The following is a 20,270-nucleotide window of genomic DNA, read 5'->3' as shown; positions in this document are numbered from 1 at the left end:
ATCACCCGTTCCTTGAAGCGGGGTTTCAGCCAGGTCAGCTATTGGTGTCCACAGTAAAGAGCGGAGGTTCAACCCGCTGCAGTTTTGCCCGGTCCATGGCTTGCTGGGTCAGTTGTTTGAGAAGGGTTTCACGCGCCTCCTTGATCAGGTCAAGCTCGGCGGCAAACGCTTCATCGGTCACGACTTGCCCCGGCGCAAAGGCACTTTCAGGTTTACCGAGTTCGGCGGCCAGTATCCTTATTTCTTCCTTCAGCTTCTCTCGCTCTTCCAGGGTCAGGTCCGTGCGGGAGGCTCGTTCGTCAAGAGCAACCTTGAACTCGGTCGTGGCTACCGTCTTGCGATCAAACGCCCTGAAACGTGCGCGATTCGAACGCTGCACATAGGTCCGCCAAAATGGCTGCTCGGCAATCGAATCACGCAGCAGATCGCCCTCCTCCAGCCCCAAGATCCGCTGGTAGGCGTTTTCGATCATTTCGCCGGTAACGCCCGCGATCTGGCGAAACTGCATTCCACGCGCCTGCCAGGGCAGGTCAAGCCGTTCTGCCAGGTCCGTCATGAACGCGAGGTGAACCTCGACCTCGTCAATGGTCCCGCTGACATTGCCTTCAGCGTCGACGCGTCGAAAACGTTCACCCGCGGCCTCGCGGTCGATGATATGGCGACGGGCGATTCGCTCGACTTCATCCAGGCGGCTCTTACCCCTGGCCAACTCGATCAACTGCGCTTCAGTCAAACTGGGGTTGCCCAATTCAAGGGCTTCCTGGACCAGCACATCTACCCCCAGAACGTTGAATAGCTGGGTCGCGCCATCCACGCATTGGCTGCGCGCCGTGGCTTCGGTGAAAAACTTCGTGCGCAGTTCAGCGTCCTTGGCCATGGTCTCGATCATCCGCCACATCTTGGCTGTCAGATCGGTTCGATAGGCGCCACCAGCGGTGAAGTCCGCCGATTGGGTCAGTCGCCTGATCTCGTCGAAGAAACCGGCCGAGTTGAACTCGTCTTCAAGCGCATCCCAGAGCTTTTGTTTCTCTACCCACTCGTCAAAGGTAATACCTTGTTGCCAGTTCAGGGTGTCACGCACGCCCCGTGGAGGATAAGGGCGCTCAGGATCCAGCCCCGCTGACCTGATGTAATCCTTGAGCAGCTCCAGGTTTTCCGGTGACATAAAGGGCGGTTGGCGGCTGAGCAACGTACGTGCCAGCAACTCCGCATCGGCCGAACCTGGCGTGACTTCGGGTATGTGTGTGAGCAGGTTGCGCTGCAGGTCCAGATGGATATGCCGGGGGCGCGGAAGGTCGAACAGCCCTGGTGGCCAGGTGGTCGCTCCGGTGTCGTACAGAAGCAGTGTGTGCAGGTCGGGCATGCGACCGATGTTCGGCAGCAGACTCAACGGATTGCCGGCCAGCCCCAGGGTTTGCAGCTTCGTGCAGCGGCTTAGCATTTCGACATCGGCAGGCGTCAATACAATCCGGTTCGCCGAGAGTTCGAGGAAATTGAGGTGCGGCATGTCGGCGATGTGTCGCGGCAAAGTGGTCAGTTTATTGCGACCAAGGTCCAGGGCACGCACCTTGCGAAACGGTTTTAGAAAGGACTGTTCCGCATCGGTAATACCGGCGTTATATAGTTTCAGGTACGTGACATGGTCGAAATTGCCCTCCAGCGCCGGCATTTTTTTGAAATGCAGGTTCAACGGAAAGCTGCTCAGGTCGAGCTTCTGCCCAACCACATTGCCGAACGAGTCAAACTGTTTTGGCCCGGTACGCTGCCAGCACTGCCTGATTTTTCGGGCGAATTGATTCCTGGCATTCCACTCCCCGACGCCACTGGGACTCAAACGAAAATCCCGGGTCGGCGAATTCACCCACCGCTTCAGCGTTGTATTCAACCGTTCGAATTCAAGTTCAAGCTCTTCGAGCTGCATGTCGACCGGAATCCCTTGTTGGTTGAAACGCTCCAGCAACGCAGTGGATTCTTCCTCCGTGAAAGCGGGGTAGAGCTTTCTGATCCGCGCCTGCGAACTTTGCTCCCCAGGCCCGCCAGCGAGTTCACGCAAATACCCCAACATGCCGCCTGGCAAGCGCATGGCTTGCGAGTCGTACACCGGTTTACGAATCGGCTGCTCAAGCAGGATCGGTTCGAATTGCTCGTGGCTGAGTGGTGAACGCCGTACCGCATCCTTGAGCCGTGCACTTTCGTGAATGTCATAACCCAATGCGTTGCGTTCGGGATCCGGCAGGGCATGCAACACCGAGGCGTAGAGGTCGTCGGTACCGTGCAGGTGCTGATCATTCGCGTCACGCGCCTGATAACGACCACCCTCATCCAGCACCAGTACTTTGCGGATCGGCGCATCCGCCGCCCCTGCGCTTGCGAGCAGATCCCCGGAAAATCCCAAATGACGGATTTCGATCCGGACTTGCGTCGACCATCCGGGCAGGCTGGCCAGCGTGGCCAGTTCGAGCCGGCGAGTATCGGTACTTTCCAGTTCATCGAGGTAGAGCCCTTCATACGCCCGGTTCAAGCGCACGCGCTCCTGCGCCCGGCGTGCCTGCTGGCGCAAACGCAGCGGCAGGCGCTGTTTCCCGGCCAGGTGTTGCAGGTCGGTGGGCTCGGCGCTATCGAGTAATTCTTGCGCCACGCTGGCGGGCAGTTGCGGGGAATCGTCCACCAGCAAACGCACCTGCGCGCTGTCGGACACATTGCGGCTCTTGTATAGCGCGTCAAACAGGCGCTTGTGTTGTTTGCGCGCCTGCATGGCCAATCGGCTGCGCAACGCGTCGATCCGTGAGGGCGTGTCATTGGCAACCTGTGCGCCAAGCATTTCCCGCAGTTCGGTCGGGCTCAGGGATTCAATCACTCGCTCAGGCAGTTTCCCGGCCACCACCTCCGAGCGGCTGATTTTGATGGTCTGCGGCTCAGCGGCCATGCTGTTGCCATGTTTGACGGATGCCCCGGTGCGATCATCGCCTTCGAACACCTCCAGGGCTCGGGACTCCGGCCAGCGTGGCAGCTCGACCAGAGTCGCCGGCAGAAAACCGGACATTTCCTCCGGCACCTGATTCGACAGGATTTGCTCGGGATAGCGTTGCGCGTCGGCGTAGGTATTGAAGCGCTTGAGGGTGTCGCGCAGCAGCGCCGGCGGTGTTTCATGCTCGGCATGCAACCGGCGCAACACGCCCTCTTCAACGCCGCTCACCTTCTGGATTTTGGCCAGGGTAGCGGCCGAGTAATCCTCCATAGAGTCGTCCAGTCGACGCATCAGGCGAGTCGTGTCCCAGCCCAGCGGTTGCTCGGTTTCGGCTTTCCAGGCACCGGCGCCGTTATGCTCCACCACAGGCTGATAGGCGTTGGGCCGGGTCGGATGTTGCAGGCGATGCTCGCCCGTCGCCGGGTCCTGGCGCACCTGGTAATGCTTTTGTTCCAGGCGCAGCCATTGCTGATCGTTGTGCTTATACAGCCCCACGTCATCGGGTTTGGCCTCGGTCGGCAGCGTCAGCGGGTGCTCGTACGGGGTCAGGTCCGGCCTCCACAGGCGGGTCTTGCCCGTGGGCAGTTCCACCGGTTTGAGGTTGTCGATCAGCGGACTGGGTTTGACCGGGATCCGGGCCGCCTGCGGGATGACGTGCCCGGCGCTCATCAGGGCCAGTTGCGCAAAGTTGATGATCACTCCGTTGATGTGCGCCGACGCCTCGTCGCGGTCGCCCTTGCTCCAGTCTTCGATGCCTTCCAGCAGCTCGGCGGCCATCTGCGCCACCATCAGCGCCAGCATGGCTTCGCCCAGCCCCGGCACCAGCATCGCGGCAAAGTTGAAGACGTTCCAGCCGATGTCCAGATAGCTGCTCAGGCGCTTCCAGCGCGTGGTGGCGTCTTCATCGCCGGTCGGGACGGCAATCGCGCGCGCGTCGCTAAGTGCCTTGTCGCGCTTGAGTCGATACAGCTGCGGCCACAGCTCGCCCGTCAGCCGGTTGGTAATCGGCTCGGCATTCGGGTTCTCCACCGCGGTTTCCCGCCACCAGGGCCCCATGTCCAGCGGTTCGCGCTGCTGCCAGGTGATCCGGCTCAGACGCTCGCGGACCCGGGCAAAGAACCGGCCCTGGTCCTTGTGCGCGACGAAGCGGCTGAAGAATGCCTGATAGTCCGGCTCGCGCAGTTGGCGGATCAGCGTTTTCATGAAGTCCGCCAGCGAGGCGTACTCTTTCAGCGGGTGCTGCGGGTCGTCCGGCATATAGGCAATCACCGGGCCGCTCAAGCGGCTTTGCCGGTAGATGTCGCGCTGGCGCAGCATCTCTTCGCTGACCCCGGTCGGGCCATTGGCGAAAAAAGCCTGCAGCAATTTGAACTTGTCCAGGTCGAGGCCCGGTGACATCGTCGACAACACGCTCGACCAGTCGAGCCAGGAGGCCCGCGCATCAGGGGCCAGGGCCTCCACCGCCGCCTGGATCATGCCCGCATCGCCCTCGGCGCTGAACAACACCACACCGTGCAACTTGAACCCCATCAGCGACAACCGATGCGGGTGCAGCGGTCGCCGATGAAACCGGATATCGCTTGTATGCTCGCGGACCTGGCGCAACACCCCGTAGGCGTTGGAGCTGATGTCGTCTTTCAGCAGGGCGATCAGCGAGGCCAGTTCGAACGCCGCTTTTTCACTGGCGGCGCCATGCTGTTCCAAGGTTTGCCTTTTCTGCGCATCGGCGGGCAGCAGCCGGGCTTGCAGATGGGCTTGATACTGCCCGCCGAGGTCCAGCCGACGACACAGCGCGGCGATTTTACTCACCGTCATCGCGGGTATCAGCGACGGTTCTCCCCTGAAGTTGCTGCGATAGACCCCGGAGCCGGTCCGGAAATAATCGGCGGCGGTTTCCGGCTCTTCGAAGTTATGCAGCGCCGCGTCCAGGAGGCTGGACTCGCGCAGATGGCTGGCGCCGCGATCGATACCGAAGATGATCCGGTCCGGCACATACAGCTTAAGGGTCAGTTGGCTGACGTCCTCATGGCTGTTGAAGTTCGAACTCATCGACAAGGACAGCAAGGGTTTGGCAAAGGCCCTGATGTCCTGTTGCAGGTCTTGCAACGGTGCATCCACCAACCGCTGCAACAACCAGCGCTTGTCGAGCAATTCCTTGAGGTATTGCCGGTCGATTGCGGAAGCTTTGAGGTACCAGCCCGGTGTCGGGACCGTGGTGCTGGTGAGCAACGACATCCTCACCGGCGGGGTCGCTGTTATAGCGGGAGGAAGTGCCTGAACGATACGTTCATAATGAACACCGTTGTTGTTCGCCGGTAATACTGGCGAACTTGAAACATCGTTAACATCCTGTAACTCATCCATAGACTGACAATCCAAGACAACTTGAAAAGCCCTCAGCTTAAATCCTGCGCAATAAAACAAAAGACTAAAAATCCGCTAAATTTTGCGGGCAGTAGTTGAATAATCATTCGAACATTAAAGAGATGGATATATATAAATACCACCACACCTTGCCGATACATCAACTACCAGAGTATCAATCTCAAAAAGGCCAGATCTTTTGATGTTGAACTACTCGATCACCAACCGGGCCAACCGCTGCTTGAGCATGCGGTTCTCGGCCCGCAGTTGCTGGACCTCTTCCAGCAGGTCCAGCGCCAGGGCGACGCCTTCCCATTCCAGCTCAAGGTCGCGCCGCAGCTTGGCGGCACGTTTGGCCAGCACCAACTCATAATCGGTGAAACGCCAATCCTTGGGCTGCTTGCCCTGAGGTTCGAGGATGCCGTGCTCGACGATTTCGATCACGTAGACGTCCGGCAGGTCGGTCGCCTCGCAGAATTCTGCCAGGTCCAGTTGAACGATCAGGGGGTTGCTCATGATGGGCTACTCCGTCTCTTGGATCAGAAGTTTTCTCTGGGGTTGAAAGCCGCTTTTTTCGCCAGTTCCTGCCACAGCGCCTTGACCTCGTCGTCCGAGGTTTTAGGCATGACTGCCTTGAGCTGTACAAACAGATAACCGCGATGACCGGCCTTGTTCAGCAAACCGTGGCCCTTGGCGCGCATGCGCTGGCCGTTCTGGCTGCCGGCCGGGATCTTGAGGTTGATCTTGCCTGTCAGGGTAGGCACTGCCACCTCAGTCCCTAATGCCAACTCCCACGGCGCCAGCGGCAAGGTAATGATCAGGTTCTCGCCTTCGACGTCGAACTTGGGGTGCGGCGCAAAGCGAATGATCAGGAACAAGTCGCCATTGGCCCCGCCACCCGTGCCCGGAGCCCCCTGGCCCTTGAGGCGGATGCGCTCGCCGTCGGCCACGCCGGCCGGGATCTTCACGTTCAGGCTTTTGCTGGTGTTGCTGACATGCTGGCCGGCAGCGTTGTACTGCGGCACCTGGAAGGTGACCTTCTTCGATTCGCTCGAAAGGGTTTCTTCCAGGAAAATCCCGAGTTCCATTTCCACGTCTTGCCCTCGACGCCCGGCGCTACGGCCCGACTGTCCACCACCAAAACCAGGGCCACGGTTGCCGAAGATCGAACTGAAGAAGTCCGAAAAATCGCCCGTGTCCTGACCACCACCGAAACCACCTGCGCCACGCCCCTGCCAACCCGGCGGGCCCTGGAACGGTTGGCCGTGCTGGCCGTATTTGCGCAAGTCGTCGTATTCGGCGCGCTTGTCGGCGCTTTTCAGCGCTTCATAGGCTTCCGAGGCGTCCTTGAATTTGGACTCGGCGTCCTTTTCCTTGCTGACATCCGGGTGATATTTACGCGCCAGCTTACGATAGGCGGCCTTGATCGTCTTATCGTCCGCGGTCGGTTCCACACCGAGAATCTTGTAATAGTCTTTGAAGTCCATCTAAGGATCACCATCCGTTATCGATATCGCGCCACTACCGGCAGCATGCGCTCTTTGGCAGCCGCCAGGTTGATCGATCTCAAGGTGGCAGCGCATCAGAAGTTTTTCGGCAGCAGTGGGCGGTTCTTGCGACCGTCCGAGGGCTGCCAGGGCCAATGCAGACAAGTTTGGGGCATCTGGCCGTCTTATCAAGGCGCTAATCGCTGAGATTTAGCGGATAGTCGGCCTTCGAATCTGCGCCGCACTGACATACACTGCGCGGCCGTTTTTTAACCGGAACTCGATAGACATGAAAAACGCATCTCCAGCCCGTGCCTGTGGTATCGACTTCGGCACGTCCAACTCCACCGTCGGCTGGCTGCGCCCCGGCATGGAAACGCTGATCGCGCTGGAGGACGACAAGATCACCCTGCCTTCGGTGGTCTTCTTCAACATGGAAGAACGCCGCCCGGTGTACGGCCGCCTCGCGCTGCACGAGTACCTGGAAGGTTATGAAGGCCGGCTGATGCGCTCGCTCAAGAGCCTGCTGGGCTCCAAGCTGATCAAGCACGACACCAGCGTCCTCGGCACGGCAATGCCGTTCAAGGATTTGCTTGGGCTGTTTATCGGCCAACTGAAGAAGCGCGCCGAAACCGCCGCCGGTCGCGAGTTCGATGAAGTGGTGCTCGGTCGTCCGGTGTTTTTCGTCGATGACGATGAATTGGCCGACCAGGAAGCCGAAAACACCTTGGTGGACGTGGCCCGCGCCATCGGCTTCAAGGATGTTTCGTTCCAGTACGAACCGATTGCGGCAGCCTTCGACTATGAGTCGACCATCGAAAAAGAAGAGCTGGTGCTAATCGTCGACATCGGCGGTGGTACCTCGGACTTTTCGCTGGTGCGCCTGTCCCCTGAGCGCCGTACCCACGACAACCGTCACGATGACATCCTCGCTACCGGCGGCGTGCACATCGGCGGGACCGATTTCGACAAGCAGCTGAGCCTGCAAGGCCTGATGCCGCTGTTCGGCTATGGCAGCCGGATGAAGAGCGGCGCCTATATGCCGACCAGCCACCACATGAACCTGGCGACCTGGCACACCATCAACTCGGTGTACTCGCAAAAGTCGACCCTGGCGCTGGGCAGCATGCGTTACGACATCGAAGACACCGGCGGCATCGATCGCCTGTTCAAGCTGATCGACCAGCGCGCCGGCCATTGGCTGGCCATGGAAGTGGAAGAAACCAAGATCCAGCTGACCCACGCCGACAGCCGCCATGTGCCGCTGGACCGCATCGAACCGGGGTTGAGCGTGGAACTGAGCCGGGCACTGTTCGAATCGGCCATCGACAACCTGCTTGAGCGCGTGCGTAACAGCGTGACCCAGCTGTTGAACGACGCCAATGTACGAGTCGATCAGGTCGATACGGTGTTTTTCACCGGCGGTTCGAGCGGTATTCCGGCACTGCGCAACAGCGTCTCGGCGATGTTGCCGAACGCGCGGCATGTGGAAGGGAACATCTTCGGCAGCATCGGCAGTGGCTTGGCGATTGAAGCGATGAAGCGCTACGGCACGATGGACTGACCCAATACCCTGTGGCGAGGGGGCTTGCCCCCGTTGGGTCGCGAAGCGCCCCCCTTAGCCCAAAAGAAGGACTGCTGCGCAGTCCAACGGGGGCAAGCCCCCTCGCCACAGTAGATCAGTAGCGGATCAAACCATCCCCACCTGCTTCAACTCACTCTTCAGGTACGCGTAATAAATCGGCCCTGCCACCACCCCCGGCAGGCCGAACGCGGCCTCGAACACCAGCATCGCCAGCAGCAACTCCCACGACTTGGCACTGATCTGCCCGCCAACGATGCGCGCGTTGAGAAAGTATTCGAGCTTGTGGATAACAATCAGGTACCCCAACGCCGCCACGGCCACCCAGATCGACAGCGACAGACCGACGATGGTGATCAGGGTGTTCGACATCAGGTTGCCGATCACCGGCAACAAGCCGAGCAGGAACGTCAGCACGATCAGGGTTTTGGTCAGCGGCAGCTTGATCCCGAACATCGGCAGGACCACTGCCAGGAAAATCCCGGTGAAGAAGGTGTTGAGCAGGGAAATCTTGATCTGGGCGAACACGATGTTGCGAAACGCCTGGACCAGCAGGTGCAAGCGGTCGAACAGCGCAGCAGCCAATGGTTTGCGCTTGGTCACGTCCGGCACGCGCTGCAAGGCAATGATCGCCCCCAGCACCATGCCGATCAGCAGCGTCACAAACATGTGCGCCGCATCCTTGCCCACCAGTTGCAAATCGCTGAGATGCTTGCTGACCCATTCGCCAATCGCCACGCGGAACTCGGCGGCGCTGGCGGGCAGATAGGCGTCGATGAACGGCGGCAGTTGCCCGCGTGCCCGATCAACCACGACCATGAATTTGTCGAGAGAAGCGCCGGGATTTTCCGCTTCATGCAGCAGAAAGCTGAAGGCACCGGCAAAGATCAGCGTCAACACACTGACCACTAGCGTCCCCAACAACGCCACCGCCAGCCAGCGCGCACGCCGACCTTCAATCAGCCGCTGCAATTGCGGTGTGAGCATGTTGACCAGTTCGAACACCAACAGGCCGGCCAGCAAACTCGGCAGTAATCGCAGCGGGATCACCAGCAACAAACCGCCGAAAATGATGACCCAACTGATGGCTTGCAAGACTTGGCGTTGAGAAAACGTTGGCATACAGCCTCAAAACGAACGGCGTAAAAGGATTGGCAGTCTGCCAGCGTTCCGGTGCAAGCACTAGGGATTGTGCAGGTTGGCCTAAGTGGGGGCACTGGCGGTTTTTTTCAGTGCCCTTGCCGGCCTCATCGCGAGCAAGCTCGCTCCCACAATGGATCTGTGCCCGCAGGACAAATGTGGGAGTGAGCCTGCTCGCGATGAGGCCCTCCCAGCCCCCACAACTTGCGGCCCAATGATTATTTTTTCTTCAGGCATTCGCTCATGAAGGCTTTACGCGCATCGCCTTTCAACGCCTGAGTGGCCGCATCGGCATTACAGGTTTTCATCTTCTCTTGCTGAGGGGTAAGGGGTTTGGCGGCATCGGCGGCGGGCGCCGCTTTGAGGCAATTGCTCATGAAAGCTTTGCGTTCGTCTCCCTTGAGGCTTTTCGCGGTAGCGTCAGCATTGCAGGTGGTCATCTTGTTCTGTTGCTCGGTGGCGGCAAAGCCCTGGGCGCAGAACAGCAGACCGATCATCAACAAAGGGACACGCAACATCTTCATGGAGTTTTCTCCTTGTTGCCGCGCCGACGAGCACGGCCTCGCTCAGGAGTGTAGACAACACCTGTTACACCTTCCTGGCCTCAAGGTGACTGCGTCGATACTGTTCCGGCGTGCACTGCGCCTGGCGTTGAAACATCGCGATAAACGCAGAGCCAGTGCTGTAGCCCATGTCGAATGCGATCTCCTGAATGCTGCGGTGACTGTCCAGCGCTTCGATCGCCGCCAGAAACCGCAGCCGCTGCCGCCACTCGCCAAAACTCATGCCCAACTCACGCACGAACCGCCGCGCCAGGGTGCGTTCGCTGACATGGATCTGCGCGGCCCACTCCGCCAAAGGTCGGTTATCACCGGGCTCGGCCTGCAAGGCTTCGAGTATCCCGAACAAGCCAGGGCTGCTGGCGTAGGGCAAATAACACTCCTGCACTGGCGCCTGCTGCAGTTGGTCCACCAACACCTGGGCCAGACGTTGGTCGGCTTCGCGCTCGGGAATCTTCACATCGCGGCTGGCGAAGTCTTTGAGGATCGCTTTAAGGATGTCGCTGATGGCCAGGGTGCAGGCCTGTTGCGGCAGGTCGTGGCACATCGGCGGAGCCAGGCAGACCGCGCGATAGTTGATCGGCTGATGGCTATAGAAGCTGTGTTCGGTCTGTGGCGGCACCCACACCGCGTATTGCGGCGGTGACATGAAACGGCTGCCACCGATTTCCATGTGCAATACGCCGTGGGCCGAATACTCCAGCGTGCCCCATGGATGACGGTGCGCCGAGGCATAACGATGCGCATCAAAGTCGGCGTAACGGAAGTACACCGGGGCAGGCAGTTCGCTGAAGTCGAGCAGATCGATGTGTTTACTGTTCATGCTGTCCGTCATCAGGGGCAGGTTGTCTGGATCGAAGTATAGACTTGTATCCAGACAGGTGATAATCACCCCTCATTAACGCTCTGGTTTTCTCTGATGCAATACGCTTATCCCCTGCTGGCCATTTTCATTTGGGCCGGCAACACCGTGATCACCAAGATGTCGGCCGGGGCGATCTTCCCCGCCGAGATCGGCTTCTACCGCTGGCTGCTTGCCGGACTGCTGTTCACCCCCTTCATGCTCAAACCGGTGATCGCCCATTGGCCAGCGATCCGCCCGAACCTGGGCAAGATCTTTGTCCTCGGCGTGCTCGGCATGGCGGTTTACCAAAGCCTGGCGTACTTCGCGGCGAGCCTGACCTCGGCCACCAACATGGGCATCATCCTGTCGCTGATGCCTCTGATGTCGCTGGCCATGGCGATCATTAGCCTCGGCCAGCGCCTGACCGTCGGCGCACTGGCCGGTGCGGTGCTGTCGTTCGCAGGGGTATTGGTGGTCGTCTCGTCCGGCAGCCTGGGTGCGTTGCTCGAACACGGGGTGAACCTGGGTGACGCGATGATGCTGATCGCCACCCTGGCCTACGCGATCTACAGCACGCTGCTGAAAAAGTGGCAGCTGCGTTTGCCGCCGCTGGTGTTGCTGTACTTGCAGGTATGGGTCGCGGTGGTGGTGCTGTTTCCGCTGTTTGTCGCCTCGCCGAAAATTGGCCCGACCTTGCAGAACATTCCGCTGGTGCTTTACGCCTGCCTGCTGGCCTCGATGGTTGCACCGCTGGCATGGATGCAGGCCGTGATCCGCCTGGGGCCGAGCCGGACCACGCTGTTTTTCAATCTGCTACCGTTGATTACTGCGCTAATTGCGGCGGTGGTGCTGCATGAGCAGTTGGCGATGTATCACCTGGTGGGCGGGATGTTGACGTTGGGTGGGGTGATTCTTTCGGAGCGCTGGACCACGGTTCTTGGCCGCGCCTAATCCTTTGTGGCGAGGGAGCTTGCTCCCGCTCGAGCGCGAAGCGGTCGCAATTCGGGGCCGCTTCGCAGCCCAACGGGACGGTGCGGCGTTCCGACAAGCCCCCTCACCACAGGGGTCTAAACCCCAGCCGCTTTCAGCCGCGCCGCATGCTCGACAAACAACCGCACCGGCTCAGCCCCTTTGCCCACCAAACCCAGCGACTGATTGACGATATCGAAGTGATCCATCGGGTACTCATCGCCAATCACCGTCCCCAGATGGGAGCTGTAGCGCCCGACCATCCCGTCGCAATGCCCGACCTCTCGAACGAAGGTCCTGGCAAACAACCGACAACTGCGGTTGGTCCCATCAAACCGGTTTCGCCCGCCATCGGTCTTGCCCGGCTGCAAGGTCCCGGACCAGGAGTAATACCGCACGCCATTGACCTCTTCCGGCCCATGCCCACCCCAGGTTTCAGGCAGGCCCTGTGGATAACGCTGATTGAACAGCGCCACCCCTTCGCTCGTCAGGGAATGATGGGAGGCAGGGATATCCACCGGCAATTTCGGTCCGCGATACCCGGTTTCCAGCAGGCACATCAACGCACTGATCCAGCGCAGCAAAACGCTGAGCAAACGCCCCTTGGCACTGTCTCCCGGATAGTGTTTGTGCAGGTAATCCGCCAGTTCCGAACCGTGATTGGGCCCGGCCACCGACGTCACCGACGCCACCTGATCCGGACGCTTGGCAGCGGCGTAACGGGCGGTGAGCGAGCCTTGGCTATGGCCGATCAGGTTGACTTTCTCGGCCCCGGTTTCCCGCAGGATTTCCTCGATCCGCGCCAGCAGCTGCTCTCCACGCACCTCGCTGGAATTGAGCGGCGAGACCTGTACCGCAAACACCGTCGCCCCACCCCGGCGCAGCGCAGAAATGATCCCGTACCAATACGGATAGATCAGCAGACGGATAAACCCGAGCATTCCCGGGACCAGCACCAACGGATAACGCGTGGCGGAACCTTGCGACATGGGCGAACGTCCTTGTGATCGGTGAGGTGAAGCAAGGCTTGAATGCAAGACATCAGCCAAGCATCGGCATTGAAGATGACAACTCGACGACCAGTCTATGACATCCCGCCCTACTTGAGCCCCACCACCCCCGCAACGATCAATCCGACCGATACCAGTTTGACCGCCGTCAGGCTTTCACCGAGCAACGCAAACCCGAGAAACACCGTGCCCAGCGAGCCGATGGCGGTCCAGATCGGGTAAGCGATGCTCACCGGCAACTCGCGCATGGCCAGGGTCAGGAAGTAGATCCCGCCCACCGCGGCCACCACGGTGATCATCGACGGCCAGAGCCGGGTGAAGCCCTCGGCGTACTTCATGCCCATGGCAAAGGTGACTTCGAAGCCGGCGGCGATCAGCAAAAACAGCCAGGCCATCTAGAACACCCTGGCCAACGCCAGCAAGCGCTGCTCGGCCTCGGCGGCGGAGATCCGAAAGGTGCGTTCCTCGGACTCTTCGCCTTCGGCGGCCACGACCGTGATGTCGGTGATGCCGATGAAGCCCAACGCCGTTCGCAACAACGGATCGGCATGGTTCATCGCCTCAAGTGCTCCACCGGGCCCGAAACCGAACCCACCGCGACTGGTAATGATCAACGCCTTTTTGCCCTGCACCAGCGGCTCGTATTGAGCGACGCCATTGTCCAGGGTGTGATTGAAGGTCAGCCCCAGCCGCACAATCTGATCGATCCAGGCCTTGAGGCCGCTGGGCACGCTGAAGTTGTGCATCGGCGTGGAAATCACCAACAAATCGTGACCGAGTAACTCGCCCACCAGTTCATCGCTGAACGCCAGGTCGGCCTGCATCGACAGTGGTCGCGCATCGGGCTCGGGGTAAAACGCGGCGGCCACAAACGCCTCGTTGACCGGCGGAATCAACGCCCGACCGACTTCGCGACGGGTCAGGTGCGACTGCGGATTGGCCGCCTGCCAGGCTGAAAGGAACACCTCGGCCAAGCGCCGGGAGTGAGAACGCTCGCCACGGGGGCTGGCATGTACGGCAAGAATTGTGCTCATCTGTATCTCCTGAAGAACTAAACTCAAACTGCTGGTGACTTGCAGCTTGAAGCGCATCGCAGTCTTTCTTCAAATGAGAAAAAATCAGTTTGGATGAATTGATTTCATCCATGGAGCTTTCAAATGTTTGCCTCGCTGCCGCTGACCGCCTTGCGCGCCTTTGAATCCGCCTCGCGCCTGCTGAGCTTCAAGGCGGCCGCCGAAGAACTCGCGGTGACGCCGACGGCGGTTTCCCATCAGATCCGTTCGCTGGAGACCTGGCTCGGCGTGCCGCTGTTCGAGCGACTGCCGCGGCAAGTGCGCCTGACGGACTGCGGTGAACGGCTGTTCCACAGCTTGCACGGTGCCTTGCTGGAAGTGGCGCAAAGTGTCGATACCTTGCGCCCGCAACGTAGCGGCGCGAGCCTGACAATCTCCACCACCGCCGCTTTCGCCGCGTTGTGGCTGGTGCCACGACTGGGCCGGTTCTACGCCCGGCACCCGAACATCAGCCTGCGGCTCGACACCCATTGTGAAGTCATCGATCTGCATCAGGACGCCAGCGTCGATCTGGTGGTGCGCTACAGCCTCGATGACTACCCGAACCTTTATGGGCTGTGCCTGTTCGACGAATCCTTCGGCGTCTATGGCTCGCCGGAGCAAGTCGCCTTGGCCGCCAGCCGGGCGCCGACGCTGATCAGCGTGCGCTGGCACAACTCCAAGCTGTACGCTCACGGCTGGGAGGCCTGGTGCGCAAAATCCGGCGAAAACTGGCTTGCCGGGCAACCCGCGGTTCGCGAATACGACGAAGAGCACTACGCCCTGCAAGCGGCAATTGCCGGGCAAGGCCTGGTGCTGGCGAGCAATATTCTGGTGTCCGAGAGCGTGGCCAATGGTTTGCTGGTGGCTTACAAGGGTGAAGTTCAGGTCGATGGCGCCGGTTACGCTGCACTGTGCGTGCCGGGGCGCGAACGGCACCCACCGGTGCGGGCATTTTTTGCCTGGTTGCAGGAAGAAGCAGCGTTGTCAGGGTTATTGCCAAGGTCGCAGCTTTCGGCAACTGACTGATCGCTCCCACGCTCTGCGTGGGAATGCAGCCCGGGACGCTCTGCGTCCCATAAAGGCCGAACGTGGAGCGTCCGTAGAGGCATTCCCACGCAGAGCGTGGGAACGATCTGTGGCTACCGGGTGGGTTTGACGGTGACCGGCGCCTTGCCGGCCTTCATCTGTTCCAGCAACGGCGCGCACTGGTTCGGTTCGCCAGCGCTCGGCGCTATCAGCGCCAGCAAGCCCGCCGCCGGCGCGGCAAGCACACCCAACGCCACCATTCCGGCCCCCCGCAGCATGAGCGGTACAGCCTTCACACCGGCATCAGGCTTGATGAACTTGCCCCGCACATACAGTGGGGAACGCAGCGAAATCACGCGCCAGCCCTTGGATTCCGGGGTGATGGTCAGGTCCAGTTGCTCAGTCGCCATGTTGGCGGTGCCATCAATGTAGACGATCGCGTTTTCGGTATCGAAGACGAACAGGCGCGTAGTCGCCAGACCCGCCTGGATGTCGAAGTCGGCGGCAGCGCAGTTGATCTTCACTTCCTTGTCGCCAAAGATCTTGCCGACCACATAGTTGCCGACGTTCAGCCCGGCCAGCTCCATCAACTCACGGCTGATGGCCCCATCGTTAATCAGCAACTTCAGATTGCCATTGGCAGTGCCCAGCAGTTTTGCCACCGAGTTGCCGCGACCGGTGATGTCGGCGTCACCGTTGAGCTCGCCGAAACTGGTTTTCATCAGCTCAAAGGTCGGGAACAACTGCTTGAGTTTGAACTTGCGTGCGGTGAGTTTGGCGCGGCCTTCCAACGGTTCGGTTCGGCCATTGAGGCGAATCTGAGCGTCCAGGTTGCCGCCGGCCACGCCGAAGCGCAGGGGTTCCAGGCTGAGTACGCCGTCAGTCAGTATCAGATGAGTGTAGAGATCGTTGAACGGCAGTTTTTCGCTGTGGACGATGCGCTTGCCGGTGAACTCGACGTCCGCGTCCATAACCCGCCAGCGCTCGGTTTTGAACTCTTCGACCGGCAACACCTTGTCGGTCGGCTGCTTGCTTTCGCCGCCACGAGCCTTTTGTTCGGCGTTGGAATCGGCACCGATCAGCGGGGCGAGGTCGGCAAACAGCAATTGGTTGGAAACCAGCGATCCACTCAGTTTCGGGCGCGGCTGACTGGCGACATACACCAGGCTGCCATGGATATCGCTCTGACCGATCTTGCCGTTGAATTCTTCGTAACGAAACACTGCACCGCCCGCTTCCTGCAACTTGGCGATCAAGTGCCCGTCAGTTTCGTACGGCGGTGTGTCCGGCAGGGTTACGCCGATCAGCGGGTAGAGATTGCCCAGGCTGGTACCCGCCAGTTTCAGGCGCAAATCCAGGGCGCCGAGGTTCAGTGGATCGGTGAGGGTGCCCGCCAGTTCCACGCGGGTGTCAGCGATTTTCACCTGTGCCTGAAGCGGGAGCGGTCTGGACGCATCCTGCAACGCCAGCAAGCCGCCGACCTTGCCTTCGCCCGCGAGTGTCTGGCCGTGGTACTGACCTTTGACCTTCAGCGCGAACGCGTAATCCTGCGGCGCGGCGCCCTTTTCCGCGGCGGTTTTCGCGGCTTTGTCACCGACGATGTCACTGAACGGAATCGGTTTACCCAGCGGGTCGATGATCAAGTTGAGCTGAGTCTTGAGGTTCTGGTCGTCGAGGATGACATGGCCTTTGTCGAAGCCGATCGCACCGATGTCCACCACCCAGTTTGAAGGCTCGGCGTTCGGGTCCTTGGGGTCGAACTTGAAGGTCCAGTTAGCACGACCGTCGGCCAGGCGCTGGAGGTCGGCATTCGGTTCGGTCAGGTCAATGCGCGGAATGACCAGGCGCTGCGCCAGCAAGGCCAGGGGCGAGATGCGCAGCTCGACGCGTTTGAGGGTGACCATCTGCGGTTTCTTCGACCAGTCCGGGTTACCCAGGCTCAAGTCTTGCGCCACGACATGCGGCCACGGCACCCAGGCGCGCCAGCCTCCCTCCTCGGGCTCACGCTGCCAGATCACCGCCAGGTTGCCGTTGATGGCGAACGGGCGGTGCAGCTCTTCGGAAACCTTGGCGTTAAGCGATGGTTTGATCCGGTTCCAATCGAAGAACGCAATGATCACAACCAATGCAGCCAGCAGGACAACAAGGCTGGCGAGGGTCCAGATAAATGCTTTACGAGTGCGCGTCATTGCACAGGGCTCCTGATACGACTGAGCGCCCTGACTGCGACGCACGTTTGAAACGTTAGGCCAGAACCGGCCTGCCGTTGAGTTTAGGACTTGGAAATGGTGCGCAGGTTTAACCGAAATTCCGCTTAACGTTCAAATAATCGGTCGGCGAGAGGATGCGCCCCGAGTCCAGCGTTACCGGCCCCGCACTTTTGCAATGCGCAGGTGAGTGGAAAATACCCATCCCAGCGCAAAAACATCCGCCGGAAACGCCCGATTTAGAGCTGTCTCACGGAACAATCAATTCCGTTGATTATTACCATTGCGTTTATGAACTTTTGTATCGACTTATCGAGAGTAGCATTGCCCTCGTACCCACTTTACCGCCCTCCTACGGAGCACCCGATCATGAAACGCCAATTACTGCTTAGCCTTACCCTCTCGATGCTGGCCAGCACTGCTTTCGCCCTGCCAGCGGCTGACCAAGCAACCCCACAAGTCAAATCCACCCACTCGGTGTTCAGCCAAACCGTTGCCGAAGGTGGCAATGATCGCCTGAAAGAAAAAGGCCTGATCACCCAGGATGGCTCGGACCGCACTCCACAAGGCCAGACCCTGGCTGCTGATGGTTCCGACCGTACCCCACAAGGCCAAACCCTCGCTGCTGACGGTTCCGATCGTACTCCACAAGGTCAGACCCTGGCTGCTGACGGTTCCGATCGCACTCCACAAGGTCAAACCCTTGCTGCTGACGGTTCCGATCGCACTCCACAAGGCCAGACCCTGGCGGCTGACGGTTCCGACCGCACTCCACAAGGTCAAACCCTGGCCGAAGGTGGTGGTGACCGTGTCATCGAACGCAACAGCGCCTTGAGCTGAGCCCATGGCGGCCCTGAAAAAAAGCCCAATCCCCGGATTGGGCTTTTGACGTTATAGAGGCCTCACTTCCCCGCTTGATTCCCTGATAGTCATTCGACGCCGGCAAAGCCGATTTGCTAGAGTGCGCCGCTGTCTTATCCAGAAAACACCCTTGCGATGCTGCCCCGCGCCGAACAGAAACAACAGACCCGCAACGCCCTGATGGACGCTGCCCGCCACTTGATGGAATGCGGCCGAGGATTCGGCAGCCTGAGCCTGCGCGAAGTCGCCAGAACCGCCGGCATCGTGCCCACCGGTTTCTACCGGCATTTTGCCGATATGGATGAACTGGGCCTGGTGCTGGTAAGTGAAGTCGGCCAGACCTTCCGCGAAACCATTCGCCTGGTGCGCCACAACGAGTTCGTCATGGGCGGCATCATCGACGCCTCGGTGCGGATCTTTCTCGACGTGGTCAGCGCCAATCGCTCGCAGTTCCTGTTCCTCGCTCGCGAGCAGTACGGCGGTTCGCTGCCCGTGCGCCAGGCCATTGGCCGATTGCGTGAAGACATCAGCTCGGACCTGGCGGCCGACTTGTCCTTGATGCCGAAGCTGCAACACCTGGACCTCGCCGGCCTGAGTGTCATGGCTGACCTGATTGTCAAAAGCGTGTTCGCGACCTTGCCGGACATCATTGATCCGCCTGCCGAGGCGCTGCCCGAACATCTGACCCCGCAGGCAAAAATCACCCAGCAGTTGCGCTTTATCTTTATCGGCCTCAAACACTGGCAAGGCCTCGGCAGCACCGAGTAAATACCCCCCTGTGGGAGTGAGCCTGCTCGCGATAGCGTCGCAACAGTCAACACTTGATGTGACTGATACTCCGCCATCGCGAGCAGGCTCGCTCCCACATTGGTGCGCGAAAACCCCGCACGCACCAACATGATCCAAAATTCTGAAACATCCACTGAGCTCCGACAGGCATTTCCTACGCATCACCCGATTGGCAAGCCCCTTGCTCTAGCCTAAGCATTGTCCATTGCTGGAAGCCTTCCGATGTTGGTGATTCATCGCAGAATCGACCCTCAACCCGTCTGGGCCGCCGAGTTGCACCTCAACTTCGAAGCCCGGAGCAAAAGCCGTTTGCGCTGTTTCAGTGCCGAGGGTGAAGACGTCGGGCTGTTTTTGGAGCGCGGTCAGCCGCCGCTGCATGACGGTGAATGCCTGCAAGCCGAAGACGGGCGCATCGTGCGCATCTGCGCCCGGGCCGAACAACTGCTGCACGTCACCTGCGCCAATGCTTTCGAACTGACTCGCGCCGCCTATCACCTCGGCAACCGCCACGTCGCCCTGCAAGTTGGCGATGGCTGGTTGCGCCTGCTCGACGACTACGTACTCAAGGCCATGCTCGAGCAGCTTGATGCCAAGGTCGAGAACATCGAAGCGCCGTTCCAGCCGGAACACGGTGCTTATGGCGGCGGCCACCACCATTCCCGTCACGGCGATGAAGACTTCAACTACCCGCCGAAATTGCATCAGTTCGGCGTGCGGCTATGAACCCAGCCTGGGCGTTGTTGCGCCTGGCCAGTCCGCAGTTGCCGATTGGCGGTTACAGCTATTCCCAAGGTCTGGAAATGACGGTGGATAACGGCCGAGTGAATGATCCTGACAGCGCACGTCGCTGGATCAGTGATCAGTTGCTGCTGAACCTGGCGCGTTTCGAAGCGCCGTTGTTGCTCGCCCATTGCGTGGCCGCAGCGGAAGAAAACTGGGGCGAACTGCTGCAACGCTGCGAAGAGCATCGCGCCAGCCGGGAAACCCGCGAGCTGCATCAGGAAAGCCGGCAAATGGGCTATTCCTTGCAGCAACTGCTCAACGGTTTGCCAGAACTCGATGCGCCCGCCCGTGCTTTTCTCGAACAACGTCCAGAACCGCACCTGGCCCTCGGCTGGGCACTGGCCGCTCGCGCCTGGAATATCAGCCCGCAAGACGCCCTGGCCGCATGGCTCTGGAGCTGGCTGGAAAACCAACTGGCAGTACTGATGAAAACCCTGCCGCTGGGCCAGCAAGCCGCGCAACGCCTGACCAGCGAACTGCTGCCGCTGCTGCAACAAGCCCAGCAGAACGCCAGCCGAATCAACCCCGAACACTGTGGCAGCGCCGCTTTCGGCCTGTCCCTGGCGTGCATGGCCCATGAGCGCCAGTACAGCCGTCTATTCCGTTCCTAGGGCCTGTAATTTTG

Annotated in this window: 17 protein-coding genes; 7 read left to right on the top strand and 10 right to left on the bottom strand. The window is 60.1% G+C overall.

Annotated features, from left to right (window positions below):
* Nucleotides 1–34: 34 nt before the first annotated feature.
* The 3 genes from AC3WP4_RS16580 to AC3WP4_RS16570 form a co-directional block, all read right to left on the bottom strand.
* Entirely contained in the window at nucleotides 35–5,203 is a 5,169-nt protein-coding gene (locus AC3WP4_RS16580) for an NEL-type E3 ubiquitin ligase domain-containing protein (RefSeq protein ID WP_256581212.1), read from the bottom strand.
* A gap of 339 nt (nucleotides 5,204–5,542) precedes the next feature.
* A complete protein-coding gene (locus AC3WP4_RS16575; protein ID WP_074873330.1) occupies nucleotides 5,543–5,848 on the bottom strand; it encodes a chaperone modulator CbpM in 306 nt (101 codons plus the stop codon).
* 23 nt (nucleotides 5,849–5,871) lie between these two features.
* A complete protein-coding gene (locus tag AC3WP4_RS16570) occupies nucleotides 5,872–6,819 on the bottom strand; it encodes a DnaJ C-terminal domain-containing protein (RefSeq protein WP_074873327.1) in 948 nt (315 codons plus the stop codon).
* Between the two features lie 289 nt (nucleotides 6,820–7,108).
* Between AC3WP4_RS16570 and AC3WP4_RS16565 the strand changes: the two genes are divergently transcribed.
* The gene (locus tag AC3WP4_RS16565; RefSeq protein WP_076028828.1) at nucleotides 7,109–8,383 is read left to right on the top strand and encodes an Hsp70 family protein; all 1,275 of its coding nucleotides are present in this window, start codon (nucleotides 7,109–7,111) and stop codon (nucleotides 8,381–8,383) included.
* A 126-nt stretch (nucleotides 8,384–8,509) separates the two neighbouring features.
* Here AC3WP4_RS16565 and AC3WP4_RS16560 read toward each other — a convergent pair whose 3' ends face one another.
* The 3 genes from AC3WP4_RS16560 to AC3WP4_RS16550 form a co-directional block, all read right to left on the bottom strand.
* Nucleotides 8,510–9,523: an AI-2E family transporter gene (locus AC3WP4_RS16560; protein ID WP_074873320.1), complete on the bottom strand. Its 1,014-nt coding sequence runs from the start codon at nucleotides 9,521–9,523 to the stop codon at nucleotides 8,510–8,512.
* Between the two features lie 236 nt (nucleotides 9,524–9,759).
* Nucleotides 9,760–10,065: a PsiF family protein gene (locus tag AC3WP4_RS16555; RefSeq protein ID WP_074873318.1), complete on the bottom strand. Its 306-nt coding sequence runs from the start codon at nucleotides 10,063–10,065 to the stop codon at nucleotides 9,760–9,762.
* A 64-nt stretch (nucleotides 10,066–10,129) separates the two neighbouring features.
* Nucleotides 10,130–10,924: an AraC family transcriptional regulator gene (locus AC3WP4_RS16550; RefSeq protein ID WP_173860461.1), complete on the bottom strand. Its 795-nt coding sequence runs from the start codon at nucleotides 10,922–10,924 to the stop codon at nucleotides 10,130–10,132.
* 96 nt (nucleotides 10,925–11,020) lie between these two features.
* On the opposite strand from AC3WP4_RS16550, the gene AC3WP4_RS16545 reads away from it, so the two are divergent.
* The gene (locus AC3WP4_RS16545; RefSeq protein ID WP_102615314.1) at nucleotides 11,021–11,896 is read left to right on the top strand and encodes a DMT family transporter; all 876 of its coding nucleotides are present in this window, start codon (nucleotides 11,021–11,023) and stop codon (nucleotides 11,894–11,896) included.
* A gap of 116 nt (nucleotides 11,897–12,012) precedes the next feature.
* Here the strand turns inward: AC3WP4_RS16545 and AC3WP4_RS16540 are convergent, their stop codons facing one another.
* The 3 genes from AC3WP4_RS16540 to AC3WP4_RS16530 form a co-directional block, all read right to left on the bottom strand.
* The gene (locus tag AC3WP4_RS16540) at nucleotides 12,013–12,903 is read right to left on the bottom strand and encodes an esterase/lipase family protein (RefSeq protein ID WP_074873313.1); all 891 of its coding nucleotides are present in this window, start codon (nucleotides 12,901–12,903) and stop codon (nucleotides 12,013–12,015) included.
* A 110-nt stretch (nucleotides 12,904–13,013) separates the two neighbouring features.
* Nucleotides 13,014–13,319 carry a DMT family transporter gene (locus AC3WP4_RS16535; RefSeq protein WP_008157366.1) on the bottom strand — a complete coding sequence of 102 codons (306 nt, stop codon included), beginning with the start codon at nucleotides 13,317–13,319 and terminating at the stop codon, nucleotides 13,014–13,016.
* Complete coding sequence (locus AC3WP4_RS16530; RefSeq protein WP_102615315.1) at nucleotides 13,320–13,958, bottom strand: FMN-dependent NADH-azoreductase; 639 nt, start codon at nucleotides 13,956–13,958, stop codon at nucleotides 13,320–13,322.
* Between the two features lie 123 nt (nucleotides 13,959–14,081).
* Here AC3WP4_RS16530 and AC3WP4_RS16525 point away from each other — a divergent pair, with 123 nt between their 5' ends.
* Complete coding sequence (locus tag AC3WP4_RS16525) at nucleotides 14,082–15,005, top strand: LysR substrate-binding domain-containing protein (protein ID WP_074873307.1); 924 nt, start codon at nucleotides 14,082–14,084, stop codon at nucleotides 15,003–15,005.
* A 113-nt stretch (nucleotides 15,006–15,118) separates the two neighbouring features.
* Here AC3WP4_RS16525 and AC3WP4_RS16520 read toward each other — a convergent pair whose 3' ends face one another.
* A complete protein-coding gene (locus AC3WP4_RS16520) occupies nucleotides 15,119–17,194 on the bottom strand; it encodes an AsmA family protein (RefSeq protein WP_102615316.1) in 2,076 nt (691 codons plus the stop codon).
* Between the two features lie 387 nt (nucleotides 17,195–17,581).
* Between AC3WP4_RS16520 and AC3WP4_RS16515 the strand changes: the two genes are divergently transcribed.
* The 4 genes from AC3WP4_RS16515 to AC3WP4_RS16500 all read left to right on the top strand — a co-directional run bounded on the left by AC3WP4_RS16515 (nucleotide 17,582) and on the right by AC3WP4_RS16500 (nucleotide 20,256).
* The gene (locus AC3WP4_RS16515; RefSeq protein WP_008157373.1) at nucleotides 17,582–18,052 is read left to right on the top strand and encodes a hypothetical protein; all 471 of its coding nucleotides are present in this window, start codon (nucleotides 17,582–17,584) and stop codon (nucleotides 18,050–18,052) included.
* Nucleotides 18,053–18,208: 156 nt separating this feature from the next.
* The gene (locus tag AC3WP4_RS16510) at nucleotides 18,209–18,841 is read left to right on the top strand and encodes a TetR family transcriptional regulator (RefSeq protein ID WP_074873302.1); all 633 of its coding nucleotides are present in this window, start codon (nucleotides 18,209–18,211) and stop codon (nucleotides 18,839–18,841) included.
* 243 nt (nucleotides 18,842–19,084) lie between these two features.
* A complete protein-coding gene (gene ureE / locus AC3WP4_RS16505) occupies nucleotides 19,085–19,585 on the top strand; it encodes an urease accessory protein UreE (protein ID WP_102615317.1) in 501 nt (166 codons plus the stop codon).
* Nucleotides 19,582–20,256 carry an urease accessory protein UreF gene (locus AC3WP4_RS16500; protein WP_102615318.1) on the top strand — a complete coding sequence of 225 codons (675 nt, stop codon included), beginning with the start codon at nucleotides 19,582–19,584 and terminating at the stop codon, nucleotides 20,254–20,256. The genes ureE and AC3WP4_RS16500 overlap by 4 nt, the downstream gene beginning before the upstream one ends.
* The last annotated feature ends 14 nt before the right edge of the window (nucleotides 20,257–20,270 follow it).

This window comes from Pseudomonas sp. FW305-20 (genome assembly GCF_058788075.1).
The sequence above is the reverse complement of the archived record's forward strand: the minus strand, read 5'-3'. Positions and strand labels throughout refer to the sequence as shown.